Here is a 951-nt window from a genome sequence, read left to right as displayed (position 1 = left end):
CTTGAGATCCCTCGCGTAAGTGCCAGCAGTGTCGGGTACGGGACTCTCACCCGCTCTGGTTGGCCGTTCCAGGGCCATTCCCCTACCACTGGCATTGGTAACTTACTGACAGCAAGGACATGCTATCCTGGAGGTCTCGCAACCCGGCACACGCAACGCTGTCCTGCTTTGACACGTGCGCCGTTTAGGCTCTTCCCGGTTCGCTCGCCGCTACTTCGGGAATTATTTCTGTTCCTCGGGGTACGTGAGATGTTTCAGTTCCCCCGGTGCCCTTCCTGTGACTATAGATTCACCACAGGATCACCACCCATCACGGTGGTGGGGTTGCCCCATTCGGAGATGGTAGGGTCACAGCCTGACTCCGGCTCGCCTACCCGTTTCGGCGGGAGTCCCCGTCCTTCTTCGGTCGTGTGCGCCTAGGCATCCATCACTCGCATTCCTGCTGATCATCGGTCGTCGCGCCTCGGCAGCGTGACAACCTGTAATGTATAGATGCAATTTCTTGACTATAGTTATTGTCGCTATATCTGTTGTTAAGGTTCTGGTGGAGCGCAGGAGACTCGAACTCCTAACCTACGGTATGCAAAACCGTTGCGCTACCAATTGCGCCAGCGCCCCATTTTCAATGGGTTTTGTCAATCTTAAAGATTGACTGGTGGGCGTATCTGGACTCGAACCAGAGACCTCGATCTTATCAGGATCGCGCTCTAACCAGCTGAGCTATACGCCCTTAGTTAATCCCAGTGAGCCTTGCCCACTGATGGGTGCTGCCGCCGTCGCGGTCATTCGTCTGCATCATTCTTGCTGTTTCTGTCACCACGCCTCGTTGGTGGTTATCCCTAGAAAGGAGGTGATCCAGCCACACCTTCCGGTACGGCTACCTTGTTACGACTTCGTCCCAGTTACGAGCCCCACCCTCGGCCGCTGCCTCCTTGCGGTTAGCCCACGGAC

2 tRNA genes and 2 rRNA genes are annotated in these 951 nt (G+C 56.0%); all 4 read right to left on the bottom strand.

The window, feature by feature from the left end:
* Positions 1–451, bottom strand: a 23S ribosomal RNA gene (locus C5S61_RS02505); the annotation flags it as partial.
* Positions 452–542: 91 nt separating this feature from the next.
* Positions 543–618, bottom strand: a tRNA-Ala gene (locus tag C5S61_RS02500).
* 35 nt (positions 619–653) lie between these two features.
* Positions 654–730: transfer RNA gene (locus tag C5S61_RS02495), tRNA-Ile, on the bottom strand.
* A 113-nt stretch (positions 731–843) separates the two neighbouring features.
* Positions 844–951: ribosomal RNA gene (locus C5S61_RS02490) — 16S ribosomal RNA — on the bottom strand; the annotation flags it as partial.

The sequence above is a fragment of the Herpetosiphon llansteffanensis genome (assembly GCF_003205875.1).
GTDB lineage: Bacteria > Chloroflexota > Chloroflexia > Chloroflexales > Herpetosiphonaceae > Herpetosiphon > Herpetosiphon llansteffanensis.
This window is presented reverse-complemented; position numbering and strand designations above follow the sequence as displayed.